The organism is Kitasatospora sp. HPM-01-4, from assembly GCF_051374625.1.
In the GTDB taxonomy this organism is placed as follows: Bacteria; Actinomycetota; Actinomycetes; order Streptomycetales; family Streptomycetaceae; genus Kitasatospora.
The window spans coordinates 320,228-343,234 of sequence record NZ_JBPQGP010000005.1; the positions used below are offsets into that span (position 1 = coordinate 320,228).

Sequence of the window (23,007 nt, forward strand, 5' to 3'; positions counted from 1 at the left end):
CGACCGCCTTCACGGTGAAAGCAGTCGTTGCGCGCCGTACCGCGGAGGCCGGTTGACGGTATGTATTGTCCGGAGGATTCAGCGCGAATTCGGGAATTTCCCTGCCGACCGGCCAGGAGGAGCTTTGCCACGTACGGATTCAACCGCGGGTTCGGTCGCGCCGGAGGGGTTCGCCCTGCCCGAGGCGCGGCAGCTGGTCGAGTACTTCGAGCGGACCTGTGACCGCGTGCCGGGGAACATCGCGGTCGTCTGCGGTCCCGATCGGCTGACGTACGCGGAACTCGACCGCCGGGCCAACCGGTTGGCCCGGTTGCTGCGGCAGCGGGGCGCGGCACAGGGGCGGACGGTCGGGATCCTGCTCGAACGGTCCCTGCACACCTACGTCTCCCTGCTCGCGGTGCTGAAGTCGGGCGCGGCCTACGTACCACTGGACCCCTCGTTCCCGGCCGAGCGGGTGGAGTTCATCGCCCGCGACGCCGGGATGTGCGCTCTCCTCACCACCACCTCGACCCGGGAGCGCACCCAGGGACTCGACTGCCAGGTCATCGAACTCGACCTGCTGGAAGGCGAGTTGGCCGATCAGTCGGACACCCGCCCCGGCGTCGGGGTGGACCCGTCGTCGGTCTGCTACGTCATCTACACCTCCGGTACCACCGGACGCCCCAAAGGCGTGGCGGTCTCGCACGCCAACATCGTCAACTTCCTGCGGGTCGCCGCCCCGGTCTACCGGGTCCGCGAGGAGGACCGGGTCTACCAGGGCCTCTCCATCGCCTTCGACTTCTCCCTGGAGGAGATCTGGCCGGCCTGGGCCTCGGGTGCGGTACTGGTGGCCGGGCCGACCGACGACCGCCGGGTCGGCGACGGGCTGGCCGCCTTCCTCACCGAGCAGGAGATCACGGTGCTGTGCTGCGTGCCGACCCTGCTGTCCACCATCGAGCCCGAAGTCCCCTCCCTGCGCAGCCTGCTGGTCAGCGGCGAGGCCTGCCCGCCCGACCTGGTACGCCGCTGGGCACGGGAGGGCCGACGGCTCCTCAACGTGTACGGCCCCACCGAGTCGACGGTCACCGCGACCTGGACCGAGCTGTCCCCCAACCGACCGGTCACCATCGGAGTTCCGCTGCCCACCTACCGCGTCTACCTCCTCGACCAGCGGCTGCGGCCGGTCCCCGACGGCGAGAGCGGCGAGATCTGCGTCGGCGGCCCCGGGGTGGCCATCGGCTACCTCAACCGGCCCGAGCTCACCGCCGAGCGCTTCGTCGCCAACCCGGTGCGGGCCGACCTGGCCGACAGCCCGCGCATCTACCGCACCGGCGACCTGGGACGGCTGAACCAGGCCGGCGAGATCGAGTTCCTCGGCCGGATCGACACCCAGGTCAAGATCCGCGGCTACCGGATCGAACTGGCGGAGATCGAGGAGGTGCTCCGGGAGGACCCGGCGGTCGAGAACGCGGTGGTCACCCCCCGGGAGCAGGACGGAGTCGTACACGACCTGATCGGGTACGTCACGCTGACCAACCACCCGGACCAGGAGGACGACGGGCTGCGCAAGCGCCTGCACACCACCCTGCGACGCAGGCTGCCCGAGTACATGATCCCCTCCTACGTCGAGGTACTCCCCGAGTTCCCGCTGCTGACCGCCGACAAGGTGGACCGCAAGGCGCTGCCCGCCCCCGTCTCGGTTCCCCTGGCCGGTGGCACCCGGCCGCACGCGGCCCCCGGAACGCCACTGGAGCAGCGCATGGCGGCGGTCTGGCAGGAGGTCCTCGGCCGCCGGGAGCTCTCGGTCGAGGACGACTTCTTCTGCGACCTGGGCGGCCACTCCATGGCGGCCGCCCGGCTGATGTCCCGGCTGCGCCACCTGCCGGGCCTCGAGCGGCTCGCGATGGCGGACCTGTACCTCCAGCCGACGGTGCGCTCGCTCGCGGCGTTCGTCGAGCACGGGGCCACGGCCGCGGCGCAGCAGCAGGCCACCGGCCCGCCGCCGCGGCGGCACTCCACCCTCCGGGTGGCGCTCTGCGGAGCGGCCCAGCTCGCCGCACTGTACGGGTGGCTGCTGCTGCTCGGACTGCCGGCGCTGGTCGTGCTCTACCGGGTACTGGCCTCCTGGGACGTCCACGCGGCCGACCTGGGCGGCAGCGGACCGCTGGGCGCGCTCACCCACCTCGGTTACGGCCTGTTCGTGCCGGTGGCGATCGTCTGGCTGTTCCTGGACCTGCTGGTACTCCCGGTGATCGGCTGCCGGGTGGTGCTGGCAGGCGTCCGGCCGGGCTGGTATCCGCTCTGGGGCGTCACCTACCTGCGGTTCTGGCTGTACACCAAGATCCTCACGATGACACCGGTCGGGCTGCTGGCGGGCTCTCCGCTGCTGCCGGCCTTCCTGCGGCTGCTCGGCGCCAGGGTCGGGCACCGCTGCCATGTCTCGGCTCCGGTCCCCCTGCCGTGCCTGGTGGAGCTCGGCGACGAGGTGAGCGTCGGCTACGGGGCGCGGCTGCAGGCCTACGCGGTCGAGGCCGGCTGGCTGCGGCTGGCACCGGTCCGACTGGAGGACGGCAGCTTCCTGGGGACCAACAGCGTGGTGCTGCCCGGTGCGGTGATCGGTGCGGGCGCCCTGGTCGGCGAGCAGTCCCTGGTGGCCGCGGACCACGTGGTGCCGGCGGGTGAGCACTGGTCGGGCTCACCGGCGGCTCCGCGGGAGGCGGTGCCACTGGTGCTGCAGTCCCTGGCTGAGCAGCCCGACGACCGCCCCTGGCCCGCGCGGGTACTGGCGGGCTACACGCTGGGGGCGACGCTGCCGGCCCTGCTCCCGGCCGCCGTCCTCGCCGCCGGGGCGACGGTCGTGGTCCTGGTGGCCCAGCGGTACGGCTTCGCCTGGGCGCTGCTGTCGACGCTGGTGACCGGCCCGGTGATCGTCCTCACCACCTGCGTCCTGATCGTCCTGGTCAAGCGCGCGGTGCTGCCCAGGGCGCGGGCGGGCATCCATGCGGAGCGGAGCGCCTTCGGAGTCCGCAAGTGGATCGCCGACAGCATGCTGACCATCAGCCTGGCCATGATCCACTCGCTGTACTCCACGCTGTACCTGGTGCCGTTCCTGCGGATGCTCGGTGCCCGCACCGGGCGCTGGTCCGAGGTGGCCACCGTCAGCTTCGTCGACCCGGACATGCTGATCATCGGCGAGCTCAGCTTCGTGGCGGACGTTAGCGTGGTGGCACCGGCCGTCTTCCACCGGGGCCGGATCGCGCTGGCTCCGGCCGAGGTCGGCAAGCGCAGCTTCGTCGGCAACGGCGCGCTGCTGCCCGGCGCCTGCCGGATGGGCGACAACAGCCTGCTGGGCGTGCACTCGGTGGCGCCGAGCCGCCCGATCGGGCCCGAGACCACCTGGCTGGGCTCGCCCGCGCTCTTCCTGCCCCGCCGGGAGGAGAGCCGGAACTTCCCCGCGAAGTACACCTACGAGCCGAGCCCCGGGCTGATCGCGGCCCGCCTGGCCATCGAGTACTTCCGGGTGACGCTGCCCTCGACCGTCGGCATGCTCTCCGTACTGCTGGCCGTCTACGCCGGGGTCGCGCTGGCCCGGTCCACCTCGCCGCTGCCGGTCTTCCTGCTCGGCCCCGCCCTGATCCTCGGTGCCGGGGTGTTCTCCACCCTGGTCGTGGTGGTGCTCAAGTGGCTGGTCATCGGCCGCTACCGGCCGCGCGTGGAACCGCTCTGGGGCGTCTGGGTCCGGCGGACCGAACTGATCACCGGCCTGTTCGAGAACCTGGTGGTGCCCAGCCTGGTCGCCTACCTCACCGGCACGCCCCTGATGGCCTGGGTGATGCGGCTGTTCGGGGCCCGGATCGGCCGGCGGGTCTGGCTGAACACCACCTTCCTGACCGAGTTCGACCTGGTCGAGGTCGGCGACGACGCGGCCGTCGGGGAGCTCACCTCACTGCAGACCCACCTGTTCGAGGACCGGGTGATGAAGATGTCCACGGTCAAGGTCGGCGAGGCCAGCTCGATCGGCCTGCGCTGCGCCGTGCTGTACGACGCCGAGGTCGGCGCGGGCACCTCGCTGGACGGACTGTCCCTGGTCATGAAGGGCGAACACCTTCCCCCGCACACCCGGTGGCGCGGCATCCCCGCCCGTCCGTGCTGAACCGCCCTACCGGGTGCCCGTACCAACCCCACCCACCACTCTGGAGGCAACGCATGACCTCGCTCGACGAACTCCGCACCTGGTCCGGCCCACAGGTCCACGGTGATCTGCCCGGGCCCCGCTCCGCCGAGCTGCTCGCCCGCCAGGCGCAGCATGAGTCGAATGCGCGTAGTTATCCTCGGCGGTTGCCGATCGCGATCGCGGAGGCCTGTGGGAGCCTGGTGCGTGATGTGGACGGCAATGTGTTCATCGATTTCCTGACCGGTGCCGGTGTGCTGTCGCTGGGTCACAATCACCCGGAGTTGGTTGCGGCGATCACCGCGCAGCTCGGTGTCCTGACGCATGGTCTGGACTTTCCCACGCCGGCCAAGGACGCCTTCACCCAGGCGCAGTTGTCGATGCTTCCGCCTCATCTGCGGGACCGTATGAAGATCCACTTCTGTGGGCCGACCGGTGCGAACGCGGTCGATGCCGCCGTCAAGCTGTGCAAGACCGCCACCAAGCGCGGTGACATCATCACCTTCCAGGGTGGTTTCCACGGCAGCAGCCATGCCGCGATGGCGCTGACCGGGCTCGTTTCCCAGAAGCAGCCGGTGGCCAACCCCGTCCCCGGCGTCCACTTCTTCCCCTACTCCTACTGCGCGCGCTGCCCCCTGGGTCTGACTCCGGACAGCTGTGCGACCAACTGCGTCGCCTATCTCGAACGCGCGCTCACCGACGGCAACGGGGGCGTGCCGCTGCCCGCCGCCGTCATCATGGAGATGGTTCAGGGCGAGGGCGGCATCATCCCCGCCCGCCGTGACTTCGTCCGCCGCATCCGCACCCTCACCAGGGAACTCGGCATCCCCCTGATCGTCGACGAGGTCCAGACCGGCTGCGGACGCACCGGCACCTGGTTCGCCTTCGAGGAGTACGGCATCGACCCCGACGTCATCATCGCCTCCAAGGCCCTCAGCGGCATCGGGACCCCCGTCGCCCTCATCCTCTACGACCGCGACCTCGACACCTGGGCCCCCGGCGCCCACACCGGCACCTTCCGCGGCAACCAACTCGCCTTCGCCGCCGGCACCCAGGCCATCCACATCATCCGCCGCGACGACATCCTCACCAACGTCGTCCAACGCGGCCGGCAGATCACCGAACGCCTCGCCCCCCTCGACGACAACCCCTACGTCACCGAGATCCGCGGCCGCGGCCTGGTGTGGGGCATCGAGTTCGCCGACCCCGCCAGCCACCGCCCCGCCGGAAAACTCGCCGCCCGCGTCCAGGCCACCGCCCTCCGACACGGCCTCATCGTCGAAGTCGGCGGCCGCGAGGACTGCGTCGTCCGCCTCATGCCCCCACTCAACGTCACCCCCGACACCGTCGACACCGCCTGCACCATCCTCCTCGACGCCATCACCGAAGCCACCGCCGGCTCCGGGGGCCCGGTCGGCGGGGTGCGCTCATCGGCGTGAGGGTCAAGGGGGCCGGGCCACCCGTCCGATCGCTCCAGTGGCGTCCACCCCCGGCCCGGCGTACCGTCCGGAGCCGGAACAGCGACTCCCGTTGGAGAATGGACGGGGGGCAGCCGGCCGACGTGCCGGGCCGCTGAGAGGACTCCCCATGACGATCTCCGTCCTGCCGGATCCGGACCGCCACCCGCCGGGCCCCGGCCCCCTCCCGCATCCCGGCCCCGGGTCCGGCGATCCGGCCGCACTGCCGCCGCACCCCGGTCCGGACCCGGGGCCTCCCCCGCCACCCGCGTGGTAGCCGCACGCCGTACGGACGCACTGTCCGAGCCGCTGAGCCTGGGCGTCGAGGAGGAGTTCCTGCTGGTCGACCGGCGCACCCGCCGGCCCGTGCCACGGGCACCCGAGGTGATCGCCGAGGCCGGTCTCACCCTGGACACGCGCGTCCAGGCGGAGTTCTACCCCACCCAGGTCGAGGTGTGCACCGCTCCGGTGCGCTCCGCCGACGAGCTCCGCGCCGAACTGGTCTTCCTGCGCCGGACGGTGGCGGACGCGGCCCGGCAGGCGGGCTGTCTGCTGGTCGCCAGCGGCACCCCCGTGCTGCCCGGCCGGATTCCGTCCGAGGTCACCGACATCCCCCGCTACCGACGGATGGCCGAGCGTTTCGGCGCGGTCGCCGACGGCAACGGCGGCGGTGTGTGCGGCTGCCACGTGCACCTGGGCACTGCCTCGCGGGCCCAGGCCCTGGCGCTGGCCAACCACCTGCGGCCCTGGCTGCCGGCCGCGCAGGCGCTCGCCGTCAACTCCCCCTACAACGAAGGCCGGGACAGCGGCTTCGCCAGCTGGCGGGCGATCCTGTGGAACCGCTGGCCGACCGTCGGCCCCGCTCCGATCCTCGACGAGGCCGGGTACGAACGGCTCGCGGACACCCTGGTCGACTCCGGCCTGCTGCTCGACCGCGGGATGATCTACTGGTACGCACGGCCCTCCGAGCACGTGCCGACCCTGGAACTCCGGGTCGCCGACGTCAACGCCGACCTCGACACCACCATCCTGCTCGCGCTGCTGCTGCGGGGCCTGGCGACCGCTCTGCTGGCGGAGGTCCGGGACGACGCCGCGCCGCCCGAGGTGTCCGGGCCGCTGCTGCGCGCCGCCCACTGGCAGGCCGCCCGGGGCGGTCTGGAGGGAGACGGGGTGGATCCGTTCACCGGGCGGGCGCGGCCGCTACGGGCCCTGTTGGAGGAGCTCGCGGTACGTGCGGCGCCGGGACTGCGGGTGAGCGGTGACCACGCGCTGGTGGAGCGGCTGATGGCCGGACTGCTGGCCGCGGGAACCGGCGCGAGCCGCCAGCGCGGGGCCTTCCACCGGTGCGGCCGGCTGCGGGACGTGGTGGACGCGCTGGCGGAACTGACCGTTCCCTGAAGGGTTCTGGGCGATCCGGTGCCCGCACTCGCGACCCTCGGCACTCGGGCCCTCCGGTGGTTCGGGACCGGCCGAGTGCACGGACACGCCGACCGCCCACGGGTGGCACCGGCCGTGCGCGGGCTCCGGGACACACCGGGCGCGTGCGGGCGGCACGCTTCACACGGCCAGCAGCTCACCCAGGGCGTCCGCGTTCTCCCGCTGGTCCACCAGGACGGATTCGACCAGCCGCCTGGTGGTGGGGTCCCGGTCGCCCAGCCAGTCGGCGACCTCCCGGTAGGTGGAGACCATGATCCTGGCCGCTTCCAGGTCCTGCTCCAGCATGCCGCGCAGTTCACCGTCGTTCGGCGTGGAGTAGTCGGTGTGCGCGCGCTGGGCGAGGGTGGCGGGGTCGAAGTTGGGCTGGGCGCCGAGCTGCTTGATCCGCCCGGCGATGGCGACCGCGTGCCGCATCTCCTGCTCGGCGTGCCGGTCGAGGAGGGCCCGCACCTCGGACCGGTTCTCACCCCGGATCGCCAGCGCCTGCCGGCTGGAGCGGAGCCAGCCGAGCACCTCGGTCGCGACCACGTCGTTCAGGACGCTGACCACCCGCTCGGTGTCCAGCCCGTACCGGGTGGTCGCCGGCCCCGCGGACATGGTCTGCAGGGCCTCCCGGCGGATCCGGTTCACATCCAGCGCGAGACCGTGGCTCATGGCGTTCTCCTTCCGCGCCGGTCGTCACTGCTCAGCGTCTCTCCGCCGCGGCCGCTCGGAAACCCCGCGGCCGGCGCCGGTCCGCATCCCCCGGTTGGACGCGGGCCGAGGCCCGCTCGACAGTGGAGACAAGGCGTTACGAGACCGAGAGGTGCGCCGGCTCGCGGGACCGAAACCCGCCGCGGCGCTTCGGCCGGCCGTGGACGGCGACAATGGTGGTGACCTTCTGGACGCCGCACGCGCTGACCGGGCGGCGGTGTCAAAGGCGGCGTCCACCGGGCTACAGCCCGGCGGGAACCGGTCACCGGCTGGTATGGAGGTGACGACGATGGGCGATCCCGGCCTGTCCCCGCGGGAGCGGCAGATCCTCACCGAGATCGAGGCGGAGCTGCGCACCAACACCGGACTGGACCGCCGGCTGAGCACCATGCGGCCCGGCCGGCTGCGGTCCGCCTTCCAGGCGCTGTGCCGGGTCCCGGTGTCCGTCCTGGTCCTGCTGGCGGCCTGCTCGCTCGGGCTGCTGTCGGTCGGTGTCCAGCTGCGCTCGACCGCCGCGCTGACCGTGTTCGCACTGATCTGGGCCGCGACGGCGGTGCTGCTGCTCGCCCGCGGCATCCACGGGCTGATCGAGCGACGACGGAGCGCGAGAGGCCGGTGACCCCCGGTGGGCCCGCCCGACCGGGCGATTACGGCCCCGCGCGTGAGGGCACACGCCAGGACGAGGGGGGTCACCCAACGGGAGGTCGTCGTGATCGTCCTCGGAGTCATCCTTCTGATCATCGGATTCATCACCGGCATCGCCATCGTGTGGACGATCGGCATCATCCTCGTCGCCATCGGGCTCATCCTGTGGGTTCTCGGCGCCCTGGGCCACGCCGTCGCCGGCCGGAAGCACTACTGGTAACGGTCACCACCGACGCTATGTCTCCGGCGGAGGGTACATCGGTACGAACGCGGCGGCCGCCAGCACCGTGCCGTCCTCGGCGAGCAGCCGGATCGCGGAGACCGGCGCCGAGCCCTGCGGGTACGGGCCGTCCCAGTACCCGTACCCGCCGGGGACGGCGAAGGGGCCGATGGTGATGCTTGAGCCGTCGCTGCGCTCGATCTCGCACTTGACCTTGCCGGCGATCGAGGTCCCCGCGGCGTCCAGCGTCACGTAGTACCAGGGCGACGGCCCGGTGGAGACCAGGGCCCGCCCGATGGTACGGCCGGCCGCGACCAGCTTGGCGCTGACCAGCGCATGGCCCGCCGACGGGGCGGGGACGGTCACCGCCGGCGGATTCGGCTGCTGGGAGGCACCGAGCACCCAGCCGCCCACACCGCCGAAGGCCAGGGCCGTCGCCGCCGCGGCCACCGGGAGAGCGAAGCGGTAACGGGCGACACGGCGCTTGATCCTGCGCATGGGCGACAGTCCGAGCCTCCGCAGTGCCCGGGCCTCGAAGCCGACCGGAGGCTCGCTCCCCGGGACCAGATCCACCAACCGGTCCGCGGTGAGCGCCAGTTCGCGGATGTCCTCGTGGCAGGCGGGGCAGGACTGCAGGTGGGCGATGGCGGTGGCCCGCTCGCAGGCGGGCAGCACGCCGAGTGCGAGTTCCGCCCCCATCTCCCGGAGCTGCGCGCAGCTGAGTCCGCCGGCGTCACTCATGGCCGGTCCTCCTCTGCTCTGCCAGGGAGGCGCGGAGTTTCCCCATCGCTGCCCTGATCCGGGTCTTGGCGGTGCCCAGCGGCACCTTCTCGAACTCGGCGATCTGCTGGGCGGTCATCCCGTAGATGCCGGACATCACCAGCGCCCTGGCCTGTTCCCGCGGCAACTCGGCCAGGGCGCCGCGGAGTTCCTCCGAGGTCTCCTCGGCGATCGCCTGCCGCTCGGGGGTGCGCGTGACGGCCTCCAGGAAGTGCGCCAGCTCCTCGGGTTCGAGCGGGACGGTCCTACGGGTCCGGATGGTGTCCACCGCCAGGTTGTGGGCGATGGCCGCCAGCCAGGTGCGGACCGACCCGCGGCGCGAGTCGTACACCTGGCCGTAGCGGCAGGCCCGTTCGAAGGTCTGCTGGGCGATGTCCTCGGCCAGCTGGATGTCGCCCGTCACCGCGAGCGCCACACCGAAGATCTTGTGCTGGAACCGGCGCACGAAGGCCATGGCGATCTCGGGGTCGCCGGTCATCAGACCCGCCAGCAGTGCCTCGTCAGGCATCCGCTCCAGGGAGGCGCCTATCCGGTGCATAACTTCACTACGTACCACCGTGCGGGAGGGATTGCCCGGCAGGAGCCGCTCACGCCGCGGCACATCGCCCGCCATGGACCCCGCGCCCTGGGGGGATGTCGCCCGCCAAGGCCCCCTCGCCGCACCGGCGGGATCGCGTCGGCAATCCCTGCCGCCGGGTTCCACGTAGTAGTTGGTGGCCCCGACTAAGACCGACCGGCAATAGGGAGCGCGGATCAAGGAGCGGGGCGAGAGCCGAGTCTGGGCGTGCATCGTGAGGAGAGCGCAGCGGCGCTGCGCGCGACGAGGGATGTGCGTCCGAGGGCCCCTCCTGCCCGATGGCGGGCAAGGAGGGAGAGAGCTATCGGCACGCGACGCCGCGGGCCCTATTGCCGGTCGGTCTAAACCCGAGAGCGAGAGAGGAGACCAGGGTGAGCATCTTCGGTCGATTCGGTTTCGGTCGGCACGGCAGGCACCGCCACCACCGCCGGCACCGTCGCCACCACCGCTACTGAGCGGGGCGGCAGGACCCCCTACGACCGGGGGCCGACCGCGAGCCGGCCGGCCCCCGCCCGCTGCGACGGAGGCGGCGTCTTGGAGTCTTCGGCACCCGCGTCCGCTGCGGACGGACCGGTCGCGCCCTCGCCCGCGGTCCCCGCGCGAGTGGTCTTCCGTCGGTTCTGGCCGTGGGCGCGCCCCGACGCGCCGTTGCTGGCGGTCAGCGCCCTGCTGCTGGTGGCGGGGAGCTTCGGGGAGCTGGTGTCGGTCTGGCTGTTCAAGGACCTGATCGACCAGGTCCTGGTCCCACGGCGGTTCTCGGGCTTCTGGCCGCTGGCGCTGGCCATGCTCGGCACGGCCAGCGGCGCCGCGCTGCTCACCTTCGCGGGCGGCTACGGCGCCTGCCGCGCCGCCGAGCGGTTCATGCTGCGGCTGCGCACCGCGACCGTCGCCCATCTGCACACCCTGCCGCCGGACACCCTGGCGCGGCGCCGGCCCGGCGATGTGGTCTCCCGGCTCACCCGGGACGTCGCCGCCGTGGAGCAGCTGGTCGTCTCCGGGCTGGTCGAGGGCGGCTCGGCGCTGTTCGGGCTGCTGCTGTTCGCGGCGGCCGCGGTGTACCTGAGCTGGCCGCTCGCGCTCGCCGCACTGGCCATGGCCCCGCTGTTCTGGGCCTCGGCGCGCTTCTTCGGCCGACGGCTGCTGGCGCGCGAGCGGGTGGCCCAGCGCCGGGCGGGCGGCGTCAGCGCGGTGATCGAGGAGAGCCTGCGCAACTCGGAACTCGCCCGTACCTGCGGCCAGGAGGCCGGCGAGGTCGAGCGGGTCCGGCGCGAGGGCCGGGCGCTGATGGACGCCGAGCTGGCCGGCGCGCGGCTCGCCGAGCTGTACCCGCCGTTCCTCAATGTGCTGGAAGTGCTCACCGGTCTCGCCGTGGTGGGCATCGGCGCGTACGAGCTGGAGCGCGGTGTACTGAGCCTGGGCGGACTGCTGGCCTTCGCCGCGTTCACCGCCCAGCTCTTCGAACCGGCCAGGGAGCTCTCGGAGTTGGCATCGGTGCTCGGCACCGCCGGCGCCTCGGCCGAGCGCATCCTGGAACTGCTGGACACCCCGAGTCCGGTGCTCGAACGCCCGGGTGCCCGCGAGCCGCGCACGGTCGCCGGGCGGCTCTCCTGCGAGCACCTCCGCTTCTCCTACCCCGGCAGCTCGGGCCCGCCGCTGCTGGCGGACCTCAGCTTCGAGATCGGCCCGGGCGAGGTTCTGGCGGTGATGGGACCGAGCGGCTGCGGCAAGACCACGCTCGCCAAGCTGATGGTCCGCTTCCTGGACCCCGACCACGGCACGGTGCGCCTCGACGGGGTGGACCTCCGGGAGCTGACCCTGCACTCGGTGCGCGGGGCCGTGACGCTGCTTCCCCAGCAGACGGCGGTGTTCCACGGCAGCATCGGCGAGAACATCGCCTACGGCCGGCCGGGCGCCTCGCAGGCCGAGATCGAACGGGCGGCCAGGGCGGCCGACGCGCACGGCTTCGTCACCGAACTGCCGGACGGCTACCGCACCGAGATCGGCCGTGACGGCTTCCAGCTCTCCGGCGGGCAGTACCGGCGGATCGCGATCGCCCGGGCCTTCCTGCGCGGCACGCCCGTGCTGGTGCTGGACGAACCCACCGCGGGACTGGACGACCGCTCCGCCGAAAAGGTGATCGCACCGCTGCGGCAGCTGATGGCCGGGCGCACCACGGTCCTGATCACGCATGACCTGGTGTTCGCGCGTACCGCCGACCGCATCCTCTGGCTGGGCCGGGCCGACGCCCGCGAGCTTCCGGGCGTCGGCCGGGTCTTGTGATCCTCCCCGCACGGATCTTCCCCCTACGGATCCTCCCGCACCGCGGCGAGTCACCTGCCCGGAGTCCCCGTGCGCGGCTAGAGGGTCACTCCCTGCAGGGCCAGCACCCCGGCGGCGCCGGCACCGCCGAGCCCCAGGGCGGTGGCCATGCCCCACCACCCGCCCTGGCCCCAGCGGAACGGGCGGTCCAGCGCCAGGCGTCCGGGGCCGGTGCCGGCCAGGGCGATCGCGATCAGCGACAGACACAGCGGGTACTCCAGACCGCCCTCGTCGTCCCACAGGCCGTGCCCCGAGGTGACGGCCATCGCGTTGACCATCACCCCGACCACGGCCGCGGCTGCCAGCGGGGTGAACAGCCCGAGGGCCAGGCACAGGCCGCCGCCGAGCTCCGAAGCGCCTGCCAGCGCGGCGAAGAGAACCCCGGGACGGTAGCCCAGGGCCTCGAAGCTCTTGGCGGTGGCGCCCAGGCCGTGCCCGCCGAAGAGCCCGAAGAGCTTCTGGGCGCCGTGGCCGGCCACCAGCAGCGGCGCCAGCCGGAGCACCAGCAGGGCGAGATCGGCGGCGGACACCGGTGGCGCGTGCGCGGAGACGGCGGCGGGGCGCGGAGCGGCCCACAGCCGCTCGACACTCGGTTTCATGGCGAAGCACTCCTCCCGCGCGCCGCCACCGCCGCGAGCGGCGGTCGTCTCCAGGGGCGCCGACGCGCAGATCGGGTCGGTCGGGCGCGGCTCGGGCCGCCGTCGACCGGGTTCGGAACAGCCGGACTGACACCGCCTCACCGAAGGAACCCGCGCGTCTCATCGCTAACCCTCCGAGGAGGGAAGCCGTGATCCGGCAACGTCTGTATCTACTACGGGGCAGTCCGAGGAACGGATTCCCCGAAGAGGTGTCAACTTCTGGTTGACAGCACAGAAGCGTCAACCTACGGTTGACACTATGGGCAATCCGATCCGCACCAGCGTTCCCGTCCGCCTCGACGACCTGATCGAGGCCATCAAGAAGACCCACTCCGACGCGCTCGACCAGCTGTCCGACGCGGTCATCGCGGCGGACCACCTCGGCGACATCGCCGACCACCTGATCGGCCACTTCGTCGACCAGGCCAGGCGCTCGGGCGCCTCCTGGACCGACATCGGCCGGAGCATGGGGGTCACCCGGCAGGCCGCACAGAAGCGCTTCGTCCCCAAGGACCCCGGCGAGCCGTCGGACCTCGATCCGAGCCAGGGCTTCAGCCGGTTCACCGAGGAGGCCCGCAACGTCGTCATCTCGGCCCAGAACGAAGCCCACGCCGCGGGCAACGACGAGATCGGCCCCCTCCACCTGACCCTCGGCCTGCTCGGCGAGCCCGAGGCACCCGCCGCCCGGGCCATCACCGCGCAGGGCGTCGCACTCGACGCCGTCCGCCGGGCCGTGACCGCCGCACTGCCCCCGGCCGCCGACCGGGTGCCCGACCTCATCCCCTACGACGGCCAGGCGCGCAAGGCCCTCGAACTCACCTTCCGCGAGGCCCTGCGGACCGGCCACAACCACGTCGGGACCGAGCACATCCTGCTGGCCCTGCTCGAACTGGAGCACAGCACCGGCCCGCTCAGCGGTCTCGGCCTCACCAAGGCCGCCACCGAGGCCCACCTCCCCGCAGCGCACTCCTCGGACTGACGGACCGTCAACCAGCGAATACCGCAATGCCGTTGGGCACCGATCGCTCCTGACCCCGGTCCAGGTTGTTGCGGACTCGCACCCGGCCGCCGCCCGGGTCGCGGGTCGCCAGGGTGGCGGACCCGCCGCCGTCCAGATAGGCGCCGTCCGCACAGCCCAACGACCGCAGTAGCTCGGCGAGTTCACCGACGGTCAGGCCACTGGAAGCGTTCTCCCGCCCGTCGGTGGACAGCAGGTGCAGTACGCGTCCCGACGCGGCGATCCCGATCGCCGTACGGGGCTCCGCCACCTCGGTGTCCAGGCCCGGCAGCGGCGCGTGGCCGCGGACCAGCGGGTAAGCGCCGAGCGCGAAGGCGAACGGCACCCCGGCGCTGGACTCGAGGGCGTAGTCCACCGTGACCGGGGTGCCGGGTGCCAGCCCGCGCAGCGCTCGGGCGCCGGCCTCCCGCCCCAGCAGCACCACCGCGTCCTGCGGGATCGCACCCCGGCCCGGCGCCTCGGACACCGACACGACCTTCCCCTGGCGTACCGTCACCTCGTAGACCTCCCCCGTGCACGGCGCGGCACGGTTCTCGTCGTTCCCGCAGACCGCGCGGGCACGCGAGGCCGACCCCCACTGCGGGGTGAACACGCCGATCGAGTCCACCGGCAGGGCGTACTGGTTGAGCCCGCGGAGGTCCAGCGTGCCCTTGGGCGTACTAACCCGGCCGCGCAGTGTGAGCCGGGCGGTCCGCGCCCGGCCGTCCGTCCCGACCCCGAACACGTCCTCGCTGCTGTCCCCCTCCGGCGGCGTCCAGCCGAACCGCTGCCCCTGCGGCACCGCGGCCTTCAGCGGCCGCCCGTCCAGCACCATCGGGCCCGAGGGGGCGCCGGTCGCCTCCACCCCCGGGTGCTGCTCCTCACTGATGTCGAAGAAGTCGCCGTTGATCGCGCCGACCGCGCCCCGCTCCGCCGCCATCCCCGCCACCGGCGACCCGGAGGAGACCGCGCCCGGGAACAGCAGCCCGGCCCGGACCCCCGGGTGCCGCAGATCCACCGTCAGCAGGTGGACGCGCGTGCCGCCATGGGAGCTCGGTGCGGTGAAGGACCGGTACTCCACACCCGGCACCACCTGCTCCGGCGCTCCGAAGCGGCCCTCGTCCGGGGCGGTGTAGGGCTCCTCCGGCGCCGGCCTGGCGGGCGCGGCGGCTGGCGCGGCGACCGGTACGGGTAGCGCCAGCGGCACAGCGGCGGGCCCGGACGAGACCACCCGACCGTCCGCCGAGGGGAGCGGCACGGGCAGCGGGTCGAGGGACGTGCTCAGGACGACGAACAGGAAGGCGGCAGCGGCATGGGGGACGGGCCTCATGGGGTCACTGTGCTGAAAACCATATGGCACCACTAATAGGCGCGACGCTCACACCCCCGGCTCCACCCACAGGGAGGCGTGGCAGGTTTCAGCAGCGAACGGACCGCGAGTGACGCCGAGTCAGCGAGCTGCGGGCCACGGCGCCTTTCGGCTTGCCGGAGGATCGACCGGTGTGCCACTCTCTTCGCCGTCTCCTGTGAAAGGGCAGCTCATGACACTCGGCATGGTTCTCGGCGATTCCTCCCCGCGCACTTCGACGCGGGAGCGGTAGCCCTGTCTGCCTGAGGTGTCCACCCGAGTCGCGGCTCGGGCCCTGCTGCCTGTTCTGCTCGCTCCTCGCTCCTCGTCGAAGTGCTCTTCGTGCCCCGCACGTTCGATCACGAGGAGTCCTCGATGTCCACGATCCACAGGACCGACGTCAACAACGCACCACGATCCGCCCGTTGGCACTCCGAGAGCGGAATGCCGCTCCCCCGTCGCGTAGCGGTGGCCGATGACGGCATGAAGGCCGCCACCGCCCACCGACTCGCCTGCGAGGGCACCGCGCTGCTGTGGCAGGGCGACTTTCCGGGCGCCCGGCAGCTGCTGCGGGCCATGGGCCGCCGCCTCGACCGGAAACCCCTGCCCCCGGCCGCCTCCGCCGCCGAGGCCTTCCGGCTGCACCGCCGGGCGCGCGGTCACCGCGCCCGGGTGCTCGGCCGGCTGCTGGTCCCGCTGGCGGAGGACCACTCCCTGGCGCTGCGCCGGGCCCCGGACGTCCGCCAGGCGTGTGCGGAGGCCTACGGCCCTCCGGACGCGCCGACCGTGGTCCCGCTCACCGAGCTGCTGGGGGTGATCGGGGCACATCAGTGGCGCCTCAAGGGGGTGGAGATACCCGCTCTCGGCTCAAGGATCCACCCGCACTTCGGGGTCTTCTCCCCCACCCGCGGCGAGTACGTGGATCTGGTGGCCCGGGCGCCGCTCCCCGCGGCGGTGGTACGCGGCACCGCGCCCCGTACCGCGTTCGACCTCGGCACCGGGACCGGTGTGCTGTCGGCGGTGCTGGCCCGCCGTGGATTCGACCGGGTCACGGCCACCGACATCAACCCGCGTGCCCTCGCCTGTGCCCGGGAGAACGTCCACCGCCTCGGCCTCGCCCGGCGGGTCGAGGTGGTGGACGGCGGCCTGTACCCGGACGGTCGCGCCGCACTCGTCGTGTGCAACCCGCCCTGGCTCCCCGCCCGTCCGACATCCGCCGTCGAGCAGGGCGTCTACGACCCGGACGGCCGGATGCTGCGCGGCTTCCTGACCGGGCTGGCCGGCCACCTCGAACCGGACGGTGAGGGCTGGCTGGTCCTGTCGGACCTGGCCGAGCGGCTCGGGCTGCGGACGCGCGGCGAGCTGCTGTCCGCCTTCGACTCGGCCGGCCTGCGGATACTGGACCGGATCGACACCCGCCCTCGGCATCCGCGTTCCCGGGACACCACCGACCCACTGCATACGGCCCGTGCCGCGGAGGTCACCTCGCTGTGGCGGCTGGCCCCGTCCGCCGGCACCGGGAAAACGGATGGCTGACGGGTGGCGGGCCGGTCTACGGTGGCGGCCGTGCTGAATCAGGAGCAGTTGGCGGAGTTCGCCGAACGGGGCTTTCTCGTGCTGCCGAAGGTGGTGCCGCGGGAGCTGGTGGACTCGGCGTCGCGGGTGATCGACGAACTTCTCGAAGGTGAGCCGCCGGGTCCCGAGGTGCGAGGGTCGCACTTCTACTTCCGCGAGACCGTCGGGACACCGGCGCTGGCAGCGCTGCTGACGGACAGTCCGGCGTTCGGGATCGCGGAGTCGCTCACCGGGCCGGGAACGCTGGAGGTGCCCTGGCAGGTGCAGGTGTCACTGAACATCCCGCCGTTCCCGCACCGCCCGGGCATGCACCACCTCGACGGGTTCCCGCCCGAGCCGGACGGCCGCCCCGGGACGTTCACCATGCTCGCCGGGGTGCTGATGTCCGACCAGCTCCACGATGACGGGGGAAACCTGTGGGTGTGGCCGGGGACCCATCTGACGCACGCGGAGTACTTCCGCGAGCACGGACCGGACGCGTTCCTCGCGGCGGGCGGCTACCCGCCGATCCGGCTGCCCGAGCCGGAGCAGGTCCACGGCCGGGCCGGGGACCTCCTGCTGGCGCACTTCCTGCTCGGCCACAACGTCGGGGGCAACACCTCCGAGACGACGCGGCGCGCGGTCTACTTCCGGGTGAAGCGGACCGGCCACGACCCTCGCTGGCGCGACTTCCTGCAGGACCCGTGGCTGGACTACGACGCGGTGTGTGAGACCGCCGGCTGACCGGACCGGCCGAGCCGGGCACGTCCGACCACCGGAGGATCCCGGGCGCGATCGAAACGGGGTTTTCGAACGCTCCTCAAAGATATCCGGCATATGTTCGAGATTCCCGGAGCGGAAAACCAGAAAAGCAGTCCACTTGCCGATAGTCGCATCGGATCAGACCATAAGAAGGCCAGCCCGGACGTTATTCCACTACTCCAGAAGCAGGCAATCTGTCCAATCCTCGCACAGAACTCCCGACAGAGTGCCGGATTGGGATAACGTAATTCCCGCAAGGGCGGGTCCGGGGGAATCCAGTGCAGCGACCGGGTCCAGCCGTTCCAGCTATCCATCACTTCAGGAGATGTTGTGCACGATTGCCGACCCGGACTTGGGTCGACTGCCTCTGACGGTCTGCAGTTCGCGGTGGACGCGCTCACGGCGTTCCCTGGCAGGTCCAGGGCCGCGGGTGGAGGCGTACGTGAGCGGTTCGCCGCCGTCGCCGAGCTCTGCCGGACCGTGGACGGAGCGCTCGACGCCCTGGTCGTCCGCACTGCGGCCGAGGCAGCCGAAGAAGGTTGGACCGCCGGGGAGATGGCCGCCGAGCATTCGGGGTACCACGCCCGGCTCCGGCGGGCGCTGCTCACCTCGTCGGCCGGGGGCCACGGCAATGCCGGGCGGAAGAAGCAGTGAGCACTCTCTCCCCCAGCCCGAACGCTCACGTCCTGCGCTGCCCCACCCGCTGGGGTGACGTCGACGAGAACGGCCACATCAACAACGCCCGCCTGGTCTCGTACATCCAGGAGGGAATTCACGACCTGTTCCACCACCATGCCAAGGCAGCCCGGGAATCGCTTTTCCCGGCCGGATTCCTGATCGCGCGCCACGAGATCGATTACCTGGAGCAGCTGCACCACCGACCCGAGCCGCTGGAGGTCCGGCTGACGGTGGAACGACTGGGACGCAGTTCCGCGCACGTCCGGGTGGATGTCTGCCGGGGTCCGATGGTCTATATGACCGCCCGCACGGTCGTGGTCGCGCGTGACCGGGCCTCCGGCCGATCGCGCGTGCTGAGCCACGCGGAACGCCTGTTCCTGTCCGCCTACCTGCCGGCCGGCGACCCCCACCTCCCCGCTCCGCACGCCGCCGCCGCGCAGCACGAGCAGAACCCGGTGGAGGTCCGGGAGTTGGAGACATCGGCGGTGGGCGCACCCGGTGAGTCCGGTGGCCGCCCGCGCTGCTCGGTGCTCGCCGGTCCGCACGGTGAGCGCGAGGTCGCACACGGCCAGCAGCGCTCCTGGGTCCGTGACCGCGACTACCGGCGGATCGGCGCCCATGCGCCGATCCCGTGGGGCAGGCCCCTGTCCCCCGCCCGGACCGACCGGCCACTGAGCCAGTCCGGTCCCCGCCCGTAGCCGGGCGGCCCGAAGCGGCTCGGGTGGGCCGAGCTGCGGTCGTCCCCCGGGTCTTGCGGTCCGGGGGTGGCGGCAGGCGCGCTGCGGCGGTGCGGTAGCGTCGAGCGCGTGAGCAACACGCAGTGGGACGTACTTCTTCTCGGCGGTGCCTCGGGTGTGGGCAAGAGCCGGGTGGCCGCACAACTCGCCCGGGAGTCCGGGGCGTTCATCGTGGAGTTCGACGACGTGGTGAGCGCCGTCCAGACCATCACCACCGCCGAACAGCACCCGGGCCTGCACCGCTTCGACGACGTTTCCGACGCCTCCCGGCTCGACTCCGAGCGGGTGGTGGAGCTGCAGATCGCCACCGCGAACGCACTGGAGCCCGCCGTACTCGGCGTCGTCCGCAACCGGCTGACGATCGACGTGCCCGCGGTGGTCGAGGGTGACTACCTCACCCCGGCCGCCGCGGTCCGGGCGATCCGGGAGAGCGCGGCGGCGGGCCGCAGCGTGCGGGCGGTGTTCCTGCACGAGGAGGACACCGCCCGGGTCACCGCCAACTACGCCGAACGCGAGCCGGAGGGCGGCGACCAGAGCCGTCGGGCGGACGTCAGCGTCCGGTACTCGCGCTGGCTGGCCGGGGAGGCCGAACTCCATGCGCTGCCGGTGGTGAACTGCCGCCCGTGGGACACCCTCTCCCAGCGGATCCGGCAGGCCCTGTCCGGCTGACCCCGGCCATCGAGGCGCCTGACGGCTGCCGCGCGCCCGGCTGGTGCCCCTCTCCGCCGATGACGGGTCAAGCGCTGGTCGGCACACCCGCGTTCATGAGGATCTCGCGCACCGGCAGCGCGGTACTCTCGGCCGCGGTCAGCCCGGTGGCCGCCAGGTGCGCGTCCACGATCCGCAGTCCCGCCGCGTACCCGGCGAAGTCCGGCAGTCCCAGGGGCTGTTGCCCCATGATCTGCGCGGTGGCGTCGCCGAGGACGTAAGCGGTCGCGTTGTGCATCCCGGCCACGTCGATGTCGGCGGTGATCCTCGCGTGGACGCGGTCGAGTTCGGCGCCGGTCAGCGCCTTCGACCACGGTCCCATGGCCTGCTCGCCGGCCAGTTCCCGGACGAACGCCTCGGCCAGTCCCTCGGAGACGACCCATTCGCCGACCGTGACGGTCATCGGGTTCCACACCACGTTGGAGTAGCGCACGTTGTGGTGGAGCTCGTGCGCAGCGGCGTAGCCGGCCTTCTCCAGAGACGTCTCGGTGGGCCACATCGTGAGGTGGATCGCGCCCGGGATGCCGCCCATACCGAAATATCCGGCGCTTCGGCCCGTCAGGTGGTCGTCGTCGGGGTTGCCGAGCACCACGACGACGTGCACGGTCTCGGCGTGCCTGATGCCGGGCACCGCACCGCCGATCCGCTCCCACGCGGCGGCGAGGCACTCCTCGGTCCGGCTCCACACGCCCGCGTCCCGCATCCGCCGCACGGCGGGCAGATACCGTTCGTCCTCACGGTCGAGCCGGAAGCCGCTGCCCAGCTGCTGGTGCGTCCGGACCAGGTCGACATCACCCATGACCTCGGACATCACACTCTGGAGCGGGCTGAGCATCTCCCTCAGGGCGTCCGGCCGTTGCTCCAGTGGCCGCTGCAGGAGATCAATCATCGCTGACGCCGTGTCATGAACAACAATCTTCATGACACGGGACCGTAGGACCTCACGTTACGTGAGAGTCAAGCCGCCTTGACGTCCGGTCATGGCGGCCGGTGCGCACCGCACGGTGCGCCGACCGACCGGGGCCGGCGCCCGGCCGACCGTGGCCCTGCGGCCTGCCGAAGAGGCGCAGCGGCTACCGGACAGCCCGTCACTTCTTCCCAACCATGGCGCCCCACCTGTCACTTGGCTGTAGCGGCGCGAGTCACCGCGCGCCCGAAAGCGTCGAGCTATCTTGTTCCGCATGCTATCTTGCTTTGCATGGTACCTGGCACAACAGACACTGACGGCCCCGGCGCGGCGGACGGGTCGGTGGCCACTCAGCTGCGCAAGGGGGTACTGGAGTACTGCGTGCTGGCGCTGCTGAGGGACGGCCCGCGCTACGGGGTGGAGCTGCTGCAGGAGCTGGGCCGGTTCCCGATGCTGGCGACCAGCCAGGGCACGATCTACCCCCTGCTGTCCCGACTGCGCCGCGCCGGGCTCGCCGACACCTTCCTGCGCGACTCGGCCAGTGGCCCGTCGCGCCGCTACTACACCCTCACCGCCGCCGGTCGCGGTGCGCTGGAGGAGTTCACCACGCTGTGGCCCGCCTTCCGCGCAGCCGTCGACCACGTCCTCGCCCCAGGAGAGAACCCGTGAACAACCCCATCGAGCACCCGCTGGTCCGCGCTTACCTCGACGAGCTCACCCGGCACACCGCCCCCCTGCCCGAGGAGCGCCGCCGCGAACTGCTGGCGGACCTTCGCGAGCACATCGAGGTCACACTGGCGGACTTCGACCCCGCCGACGAGGAGGCGGTACGACAGGTCCTGAACCGCCTGGGCCACCCGCGGGAGATCGCCGCCGCCGCGCTCGCCGAGGAGGGCCAGGCGTGCCCCGAGCCGGAGAGCTCCGGCCGCACCACCCTCACCCTGGCCCTCGCGCTCCTTCCGCTACCACTGCTCCTCGTCCCGGTCCTCGGGCCCGTCCTCGCGCTGGCCACGGCCGTCACCGCCCTGATCCGGGTCTGGAAGTCCCCGCAATGGACCAGGCGGGACAAGAAGTGGGCGACCCTGCTCTTCGTCTCACCGGTAGTGGTCACGCCACTGGCCGCCGCCGCCCTCGCCGCGTCCTCGGCCGGCCTGACCCCGTCCATGCTCCTTTCCGCCTGGCCGGCGGGCTTCTGCCTTCCCCTCCTCGCGGCGTTTCGGCTCGCCCGCTCCGCCGCCCGCCTTCGCACCGGCGCCGTCACAGCCTGACCCCATCCGCGGGAACGTCTCCGTCACCTGCCGGATCGGTGAACTCGGCCTGCGCGTAGGCCCGGACGGCACCTACCGGGAGCTCGCCGCACCGGAGCGGAACCACCGGGCATCCGGCATCGCCCCGGGCTCGGAGGGCTCCACCGCGGCCCGGCTGTACGCGCGGCCGGCCGCCGACATCCGGACCGGTTCACCCGGTGTTACGGACTTCGACGCGGGCTTGCGACCGCACCGGCCGCCCGAAGCGACCGGGCGCCAGGCTGGCATCGGATCCGTCAAATCCTCAGCCGGCAGGCCGGGTTGGGCGCTCCCGAGGGGACACCCGCCAAGTCGCCGACCGCGAACGGGGAGGCCCGGGTGGTGTTCCCGGGGCCTCCCCTGCCGGGTGCTACGGCAGCAGGACGCCCTCGTTGGAGGGCTGCAGGGAGCCGACCCGCAGGCCGGCGGAGGAGACCAGCAGCTGCGGGACCTGCTGCCCGTCCACGCCGATCACCTGGGCCGTGAGCTGGGTGGTCTCGTTCGGCGGGGTCACCACCAGGCCGGCCAGCACCTTGCAGCTGGGGTCGGCCTTGTCACAGGCGGACCAGGCCAGGCCGGAGAAGGCGGTGGTGCCGGGCTTCAGGACGGCCTGGACCGACGGACCGGGGTACGGCACCCGGGTGGTGGGCACCTCGACCCTGCTGTTGTCGGCCAGCAGCCCGCCGTAGCCGAGATAGCCGTACACGGTACAGGTCCGGGAGCCCTTGTTCACCAGCATCACCATCGCGGATCCCGGCCGGTCCGGCTGGAGTTGGACGTCGGCGCGCAGCTCGTCGGTGTGGCACCGCTGGGTGGCGGCCGGAGTCCCGCTCGCGCCGCGCGCGCCCGGGTGCGTGGCCGCCGGGGAGGTCGCCTTGGCCGCACCAGTCTTCTCCACCGCCTCACCGGTGCTCCGGCCGCCGGCGGAAGCGGGAGCAGGCGGCTGGGAGCCGCCCGCCGGTGTGGCGCCTGATGCGCTCTCCCCCGAGCAGGCGGTGGCCCCCAGACCGAGCAGGGCCACCGTGACGACGGCGGCGGCGAATCGGGACGGACGCGGATTCATGGTCCCCTCCAGTGAGTTGATCGGCTCAGCACTCGCCCTTTACCCACGCCT

The 23,007-nt window shown here is 72.3% G+C and carries 21 protein-coding genes; 14 read left to right on the top strand and 7 right to left on the bottom strand.

Translation table 11 applies throughout. From position 1 onward, the window contains the following. Window positions 1–124: 124 nt before the first annotated feature. The 3 genes from ACSMTC_RS01970 (at window position 125) to ACSMTC_RS01980 (ending at window position 7,005) form a co-directional block, all read left to right on the top strand. Window positions 125–4,132, top strand: a complete 4,008-nt coding sequence (locus tag ACSMTC_RS01970; RefSeq protein ID WP_436557870.1) for a Pls/PosA family non-ribosomal peptide synthetase — start codon at window positions 125–127, stop codon at window positions 4,130–4,132. Window positions 4,133–4,185: 53 nt separating this feature from the next. Beyond that, window positions 4,186–5,589, top strand: a complete 1,404-nt coding sequence (locus tag ACSMTC_RS01975) for an aspartate aminotransferase family protein (RefSeq protein WP_436557871.1) — start codon at window positions 4,186–4,188, stop codon at window positions 5,587–5,589. A 288-nt stretch (window positions 5,590–5,877) separates the two neighbouring features. Then, window positions 5,878–7,005: a carboxylate-amine ligase gene (locus ACSMTC_RS01980; protein ID WP_436557872.1), complete on the top strand. Its 1,128-nt coding sequence runs from the start codon at window positions 5,878–5,880 to the stop codon at window positions 7,003–7,005. Window positions 7,006–7,164: 159 nt separating this feature from the next. Here the strand turns inward: ACSMTC_RS01980 and ACSMTC_RS01985 are convergent, their stop codons facing one another. Then, complete coding sequence (locus ACSMTC_RS01985) at window positions 7,165–7,698, bottom strand: ferritin-like domain-containing protein (RefSeq protein ID WP_436557873.1); 534 nt, start codon at window positions 7,696–7,698, stop codon at window positions 7,165–7,167. A gap of 328 nt (window positions 7,699–8,026) precedes the next feature. Between ACSMTC_RS01985 and ACSMTC_RS01990 the strand changes: the two genes are divergently transcribed. Further along, window positions 8,027–8,356, top strand: coding sequence for a DUF3040 domain-containing protein (locus ACSMTC_RS01990; protein WP_436557874.1), 330 nt, complete (start codon window positions 8,027–8,029; stop codon window positions 8,354–8,356). 90 nt (window positions 8,357–8,446) lie between these two features. Next, a complete protein-coding gene (locus tag ACSMTC_RS01995) occupies window positions 8,447–8,602 on the top strand; it encodes a DUF6131 family protein (RefSeq protein ID WP_436557875.1) in 156 nt (51 codons plus the stop codon). Between the two features lie 15 nt (window positions 8,603–8,617). Here the strand turns inward: ACSMTC_RS01995 and ACSMTC_RS02000 are convergent, their stop codons facing one another. Together ACSMTC_RS02000 and ACSMTC_RS02005 are read right to left on the bottom strand one after the other, a co-directional pair. After that, window positions 8,618–9,343, bottom strand: coding sequence for a hypothetical protein (locus ACSMTC_RS02000; protein WP_436557876.1), 726 nt, complete (start codon window positions 9,341–9,343; stop codon window positions 8,618–8,620). Beyond that, entirely contained in the window at window positions 9,336–9,890 is a 555-nt protein-coding gene (locus tag ACSMTC_RS02005) for an RNA polymerase sigma factor (protein WP_436557877.1), read from the bottom strand. Before ACSMTC_RS02005 ends, ACSMTC_RS02000 begins: the two co-directional genes overlap by 8 nt. Before the next feature lie 603 nt (window positions 9,891–10,493). On the opposite strand from ACSMTC_RS02005, the gene ACSMTC_RS02010 reads away from it, so the two are divergent. Beyond that, window positions 10,494–12,239 carry an ABC transporter ATP-binding protein gene (locus ACSMTC_RS02010; RefSeq protein ID WP_436557878.1) on the top strand — a complete coding sequence of 582 codons (1,746 nt, stop codon included), beginning with the start codon at window positions 10,494–10,496 and terminating at the stop codon, window positions 12,237–12,239. A gap of 77 nt (window positions 12,240–12,316) precedes the next feature. Here the strand turns inward: ACSMTC_RS02010 and ACSMTC_RS02015 are convergent, their stop codons facing one another. Next, window positions 12,317–12,877, bottom strand: coding sequence for a DoxX family membrane protein (locus tag ACSMTC_RS02015; protein WP_436557879.1), 561 nt, complete (start codon window positions 12,875–12,877; stop codon window positions 12,317–12,319). 298 nt (window positions 12,878–13,175) lie between these two features. Here ACSMTC_RS02015 and ACSMTC_RS02020 point away from each other — a divergent pair, with 298 nt between their 5' ends. Further along, complete coding sequence (locus ACSMTC_RS02020; RefSeq protein ID WP_436557880.1) at window positions 13,176–13,895, top strand: Clp protease N-terminal domain-containing protein; 720 nt, start codon at window positions 13,176–13,178, stop codon at window positions 13,893–13,895. A 7-nt stretch (window positions 13,896–13,902) separates the two neighbouring features. On the opposite strand, the gene ACSMTC_RS02025 is transcribed toward ACSMTC_RS02020, so the two are convergent. Next, entirely contained in the window at window positions 13,903–15,243 is a 1,341-nt protein-coding gene (locus ACSMTC_RS02025; RefSeq protein WP_436557881.1) for a phosphodiester glycosidase family protein, read from the bottom strand. Window positions 15,244–15,636: 393 nt separating this feature from the next. Between ACSMTC_RS02025 and ACSMTC_RS02030 the strand changes: the two genes are divergently transcribed. From ACSMTC_RS02030 to ACSMTC_RS02050, 5 genes are all read left to right on the top strand, one after another. Next, window positions 15,637–16,797: a methyltransferase gene (locus ACSMTC_RS02030; protein ID WP_436557882.1), complete on the top strand. Its 1,161-nt coding sequence runs from the start codon at window positions 15,637–15,639 to the stop codon at window positions 16,795–16,797. A gap of 30 nt (window positions 16,798–16,827) precedes the next feature. Then, on the top strand, window positions 16,828–17,559 hold the full coding sequence (locus ACSMTC_RS02035) for a phytanoyl-CoA dioxygenase family protein (RefSeq protein ID WP_436557883.1): 732 nt from the start codon (window positions 16,828–16,830) through the stop codon (window positions 17,557–17,559). Between the two features lie 405 nt (window positions 17,560–17,964). After that, complete coding sequence (locus ACSMTC_RS02040) at window positions 17,965–18,231, top strand: hypothetical protein (RefSeq protein WP_436557884.1); 267 nt, start codon at window positions 17,965–17,967, stop codon at window positions 18,229–18,231. Beyond that, window positions 18,228–18,953, top strand: coding sequence for an acyl-CoA thioesterase (locus ACSMTC_RS02045; RefSeq protein WP_436557885.1), 726 nt, complete (start codon window positions 18,228–18,230; stop codon window positions 18,951–18,953). The genes ACSMTC_RS02040 and ACSMTC_RS02045 overlap by 4 nt, the downstream gene beginning before the upstream one ends. Before the next feature lie 108 nt (window positions 18,954–19,061). Further along, entirely contained in the window at window positions 19,062–19,661 is a 600-nt protein-coding gene (locus ACSMTC_RS02050) for an AAA family ATPase (protein ID WP_436557886.1), read from the top strand. 67 nt (window positions 19,662–19,728) lie between these two features. On the opposite strand, the gene ACSMTC_RS02055 is transcribed toward ACSMTC_RS02050, so the two are convergent. After that, window positions 19,729–20,622: a DUF2268 domain-containing putative Zn-dependent protease gene (locus ACSMTC_RS02055; RefSeq protein ID WP_436557887.1), complete on the bottom strand. Its 894-nt coding sequence runs from the start codon at window positions 20,620–20,622 to the stop codon at window positions 19,729–19,731. Window positions 20,623–20,898: 276 nt separating this feature from the next. Here ACSMTC_RS02055 and ACSMTC_RS02060 point away from each other — a divergent pair, with 276 nt between their 5' ends. Together ACSMTC_RS02060 and ACSMTC_RS02065 are read left to right on the top strand one after the other, a co-directional pair. Then, the gene (locus tag ACSMTC_RS02060; protein WP_436557888.1) at window positions 20,899–21,276 is read left to right on the top strand and encodes a PadR family transcriptional regulator; all 378 of its coding nucleotides are present in this window, start codon (window positions 20,899–20,901) and stop codon (window positions 21,274–21,276) included. Next, window positions 21,273–21,875, top strand: a complete 603-nt coding sequence (locus ACSMTC_RS02065) for an HAAS signaling domain-containing protein (protein WP_436557889.1) — start codon at window positions 21,273–21,275, stop codon at window positions 21,873–21,875. The genes ACSMTC_RS02060 and ACSMTC_RS02065 overlap by 4 nt, the downstream gene beginning before the upstream one ends. Window positions 21,876–22,263: 388 nt before the next feature. Here ACSMTC_RS02065 and ACSMTC_RS02070 read toward each other — a convergent pair whose 3' ends face one another. Beyond that, window positions 22,264–22,956, bottom strand: a complete 693-nt coding sequence (locus tag ACSMTC_RS02070; protein ID WP_436557890.1) for a DUF4232 domain-containing protein — start codon at window positions 22,954–22,956, stop codon at window positions 22,264–22,266. Window positions 22,957–23,007 lie beyond the last annotated feature (51 nt).

Coding starts and splice junctions, on each gene's coding strand:
- ACSMTC_RS01975 (WP_436557871.1), top strand. CDS start 4,186: ATGACCTCGCTCGACGAACTCCGCACCTGGTCCGGCCCACAGGTCCAC.
- ACSMTC_RS01985 (WP_436557873.1), bottom strand. CDS start 7,698: ATGAGCCACGGTCTCGCGCTGGATGTGAACCGGATCCGCCGGGAGGCC.
- ACSMTC_RS01990 (WP_436557874.1), top strand. CDS start 8,027: ATGGGCGATCCCGGCCTGTCCCCGCGGGAGCGGCAGATCCTCACCGAG.
- ACSMTC_RS02000 (WP_436557876.1), bottom strand. CDS start 9,343: ATGAGTGACGCCGGCGGACTCAGCTGCGCGCAGCTCCGGGAGATGGGG.
- ACSMTC_RS02005 (WP_436557877.1), bottom strand. CDS start 9,890: ATGCCTGACGAGGCACTGCTGGCGGGTCTGATGACCGGCGACCCCGAG.
- ACSMTC_RS02015 (WP_436557879.1), bottom strand. CDS start 12,877: ATGAAACCGAGTGTCGAGCGGCTGTGGGCCGCTCCGCGCCCCGCCGCC.
- ACSMTC_RS02020 (WP_436557880.1), top strand. CDS start 13,176: ATGGGCAATCCGATCCGCACCAGCGTTCCCGTCCGCCTCGACGACCTG.
- ACSMTC_RS02025 (WP_436557881.1), bottom strand. CDS start 15,243: ATGAGGCCCGTCCCCCATGCCGCTGCCGCCTTCCTGTTCGTCGTCCTG.
- ACSMTC_RS02030 (WP_436557882.1), top strand. CDS start 15,637: ATGTCCACGATCCACAGGACCGACGTCAACAACGCACCACGATCCGCC.
- ACSMTC_RS02055 (WP_436557887.1), bottom strand. CDS start 20,622: ATGAAGATTGTTGTTCATGACACGGCGTCAGCGATGATTGATCTCCTG.
- ACSMTC_RS02060 (WP_436557888.1), top strand. CDS start 20,899: ATGGTACCTGGCACAACAGACACTGACGGCCCCGGCGCGGCGGACGGG.
- ACSMTC_RS02070 (WP_436557890.1), bottom strand. CDS start 22,956: ATGAATCCGCGTCCGTCCCGATTCGCCGCCGCCGTCGTCACGGTGGCC.